This is a genomic window from Psychrobacter sp. (genome assembly GCF_036731945.1).
GTDB lineage: Bacteria > Pseudomonadota > Gammaproteobacteria > Pseudomonadales > Moraxellaceae > Psychrobacter.
Map to the genome: position 1 here is coordinate 9,118 of NZ_DAINDI010000074.1, position 4,484 is coordinate 13,601.

3 protein-coding genes are annotated in these 4,484 nt (G+C 45.3%); 1 reads left to right on the top strand and 2 read right to left on the bottom strand.

What is annotated here, in order from left to right:
• Together V7D75_RS12600 and V7D75_RS12605 are read right to left on the bottom strand one after the other, a co-directional pair.
• Positions 1 to 1,248 (bottom strand): heme lyase CcmF/NrfE family subunit (locus V7D75_RS12600; protein ID WP_333614826.1); only part of this gene is annotated, 1,248 nt, incomplete at its 3' end.
• Between the two features lie 249 nt (positions 1,249 to 1,497).
• Entirely contained in the window at positions 1,498 to 2,832 is a 1,335-nt protein-coding gene (locus V7D75_RS12605) for a hypothetical protein (protein WP_193031309.1), read from the bottom strand.
• Between the two features lie 592 nt (positions 2,833 to 3,424).
• On the opposite strand from V7D75_RS12605, the gene V7D75_RS12610 reads away from it, so the two are divergent.
• Positions 3,425 to 4,484 (top strand): penicillin-binding transpeptidase domain-containing protein (locus V7D75_RS12610; protein WP_333614827.1); only part of this gene is annotated, 1,060 nt, incomplete at its 3' end.

A 4,484-nucleotide genomic window follows, 5' to 3' on the forward strand; every position in this document is an offset into this window, starting at 1 on the left:
TTTCCAGCGAATGTTAGAACCCATACCCATTGCTACTAACAGTAGCCACGCTAAAGGTACAAAGAGCGCATTAAAGTACGGAGGACCAACAGAGACCTGACCCAAATTAAAGGAGTCAGCGATAATAGGATATAGCGTACCAAGCAGAACGACTAAGGTTGAGATTAAAATAATCACGTTATTAATAACTAAAAATGATTCACGCGATATAAGCTGATACTGACTTTCAACCGTCAAACGCCAACCGCGTACAGCAAACATCAACAGTCCGCCACCGACGATAATACCCAGAATCACCAAAATAACCAGACCACGCGTTGGGTCGGCTGCAAATGAATGCACCGAGGTAATAACGCCTGAGCGCACAAGGAAGGTGCCCAAAAGACTCAAGGCAAAAGCAAAAATGGCCAGCATAATGGTCCACGCTTTAAAGACCCCGCGCTTTTCGGTCACGGCCAATGAATGCAGCAAAGCTAAGCCAGCAAGCCAAGGCATCAGTGAGGCGTTCTCTACTGGATCCCAAAACCACCAACCGCCCCAGCCAAGCTCATAATAAGCCCACCAAGAACCAAGTGCGATACCAACGGTCAAAAAGCCCCACGCCGCCAGTGCCCATGGACGCGACCAGCGGGTCCAGACAGCGTCCAAACGTCCTTCCCATAATGCCGCCATACAAAACGCAAATGGCACAGCCATACCCACATAGCCCATATACAGCATTGGCGGGTGGATAACCAAACCAAAATCCTGTAGCAGAGGGTTTAAATCGGCGCCATCGACGGGTAAATTTGGTAAAGTGCGATCAAACGGTGATGAGGTAAAGATTAACATTGCCAGCATCATCACTTGCACGCCAGCCAATATCACCAGTACGCGGGCGCGCATGCTCAGCGGCAAGCCACGGCTAAAGTAAGAGACCAAGGCACACCAAGTGGCCATAATGGTCATCCATAGCAGCAGCGAACCTTCATGCCCGCCCCACGTCGCCGACAATTTATAATACCAAGGCAACAAGGTATTAGAGTGCTGGGTGACATAAACCAAGCTAAAATCATTAAAATAAAAGCCTGCCATTAATGACCCAAACGAGACAATCATGGCCGCAAACTGCGCCCACGCTAAACTCGGAGCAAGGCGCTGCCAGGCAACGTGGTCGTTCATGACACCAATGGTTGGTAATACCACCTGCAAAATCGCCAATACAAAGGCGGCCAGCAAGGCAAAATAACCCAATTCTGTGATTAACATACGGTCTAACCTTGTTTACCTTAATACGGTCATTGTTTATTTTAGAAAGCAGTATTTTTAATGCGTCTGAGAATAGTCAATAGTCGTTACTTTTAGACATTGCGCCGTCATTGTCATGCTTTTTTCTGCATCTGTAGCTATCAGCCATTGCAGCTTAGAAGACTTACAGCATGGTACATTAGCGTCAACTTGTCACGTTTCTGTATCCACTCTGTAGGCGATATGTGTAAAGAACATAAAAGCCCTTTCTCACTGCATAGCAGGGAAAAACACCAAGACCAAATGCAACCAACCTGCCAAGAACCCTGTCAAACCACCGAGTATAATCAGCGTCATCTCATCTTCACGAAAAGCGGGACGCAATAGGTTTTGAAACTCATCAGGGGATAGCGCGCGAATACGATCGCGAAACAGCCCAAATATTTTACTGGCACGGCTTTCATTAAGCTCAGGGTCTCGCAGTGGCACCATAGTCGCGACGATGGATTTGTCGATAATGGTATTTTTCAATTGCCCAAACTCGCGGCGACCCAGTCCAACCCGCAATGTGGTACTAATGACCGGCGATTCTAACACTTTATACAAATGCGATTTCATCAACTCACGCGTTTCGGCAGCGCGGTCACCGTACATCATCTCATTCATGATGTTTTCTAAAGTGACCAAATCTTTGACCACAATCTCAGCAAAAACTTCAGATACTTCCTCTTGGCGCTTCATAAAGCCGCCTTGGAAACGGTACTGCGCGATATGCGGCAGTTGCGGCTTAATAAATGGGAAACGGTTTTGTAGCGCAAAAAACTTCACATACGGAATAAAACGTGGCTCAACGGGGTTAAACACCATCCAAATCGCAATCCAGTTGGTCAAAAACCCCCAAATAGCGGCAAAAAACGGTACCGTCCAATGCTGCGGTACCACCAAAAATATAAACATTTGGATAATACCGAATACGAGGCCAATCAAAGCACTGATATGCCAGATAAAATCAATCTCTTTTTGCCCCACTTTTAAAAACATATTGACCATCAAACGCCGGTCGCTTTCCATTTTATTGACAATCATTTTGCGCATATCGACCAAATCTTCGACGTGATAGGTCAAATCGGTCACCAAGGATTGCATAATATTTGGCAACTCTTGATGCGCTTGGGCATAAACGCGGCGCTTTAATGCATAAGGCAGATTGCCCCACAGCGCTGGCGAATGGTCAAGCATAATCTCATCAATCAAACTCTCAAGGTTTTCATCGACCGTATCGGTGATAAATACCGCCATCTGTTCTGGCTCCATCGCCTGAAAAAACTCATCGAGCGAACCCAGCTTTGAGAGCGTCTGATCAACAATCACGCCCGATATCTTGCCTGCCTTACGTGGCACAATTCCTTGCCAACCCAATCCCGGCAAACCAAAGAATGGAAAGTTTGGAATCCGAATACCCCAAAATTTAATCGGATAAAATAGCATCTTGAGTGCCATCCACACGTGTATCCAAGTGACAAATGCAGTCACTGGTGGAATGGTCAACATAGCAAAAAACTCTGGGTGTTCCGCTATCGTCTGCCACAATGAATTTGCATCCATGACTCTAATTATCCTTGAGGTGATGATGGTCGTTGTTAAGCAAATACCCTTAGTCGATTAAGAACGCTCAATAAAAACGCTCTATCCTCAATAACCACTGAATTAAATAACGCTATAGATGCGATAAGTGGCTAAAATAAATCGCCTGATTTTAGCATACTTGCTATTTATTAGCACATATCAAGCCTTGGCAAGTTGTGACTAGCGATGACACGTTTTGCGCCCTACTCACCATCCTAAACCTTTCCTATCATTTAATGATGTTAAAAATACCTAAAGAACAATGACGATCATGGCAATAACGCTCCTCACAAAATAGACGACTGCTTACTGCGCCCAAGTTTTTGTTCTGTTATAATTTACGGTTGCTTAATATTACTGGCTAGCTGAATACGGCAAGTAAATTATTTGACCTTTTTATTGATAAATCATCGCGCTATGTTATTGAAATACTTTGTCTTATCCTTTATGCTCACCCCGCTTTAGATAAACAAAGAAATGACTGTATCTTTCTTGGCTTTATTTATCTGTGCTTAATTAATCATCAATTTATCAACGACCGATTCACTGACTGTCTGGGTACTGACTTTATATGAACAAACCGCTCGCGTCCGATACCGAACAGGTCAATCGTATTTTTACCAGCCGTATTATTATCCTTGGGCTGTTCATGTTTATGGGCTTGTTGGGTTTGATCGCGCGTTACGGTTATCTACAAGTGTATGCTCATGATAAGTACACTACCCAAGCCGATAACAATCGCATCAAGCTCATCTCTGCGCCGCCCAGTCGCGGTTATATTTACGACCGTAACGGTGTGATTCTCGCTGACAATCAGCCTGTATTTACCGCCATGCTTAGCCCTGACGAAGTCGAAGATCCAGAGCGCACGCTCAATCTGCTCGCGCCCATTTTTGATCTTACCGAAAAAGACATTACCGATATTTTGGCCCGCGTTAGCAAAACTAAAAACGACCCGGTGACCATCAAAATTGATTTGACCGAAGCGCAATTGGCGCAGTTTAGTGAACGTCAGCCTTTTTTTCGTGGCATCAGTATTCAGAGTAAACTCACGCGCTCGTACCCTTACGATGAGCTATTTGCCCATGTGATTGGCTATGTCGGACGTATTAACGATAAAGAATCCAAGCAAATCAATAAGGATCGCTACGCGGGCACTGATCTTATCGGTAAAATTGGTATTGAAGATTTTTATGAAGATATATTGCTCGGACAGCCCGGTTATCAGTCGGTAGAAACCGATGCTCATGGCAATATTCTACGTCAACTTGATACCAAAGCGCCCATTGCGGGCAATGACATCACGCTTAGTCTAGATTATGGCTTGCAAACCATTGCGCAGCAGCAGCTTGATGGTCGCCGCGGCGCTATTGTCGCTATCGACCCAAAAAACGGCGATGTTTTGGCTTTTGTTAGTAACCCAAGCTACGATCCCAATCCTTTTATTTCGGGCATCTCTTTTAAGGACTACGGCGCTCTGCGTGATGATGTTGATCAGCCCCTTTATAACCGCGCGCTACAAGGGACGTATCCGCCCGGCTCAACCATTAAACCTTTTGAGGGTTTGGGCGGTATTCACTACGGCCTACGAGATTGGGAAACGACCATTTATGACCCGGGTTATTTCAGTC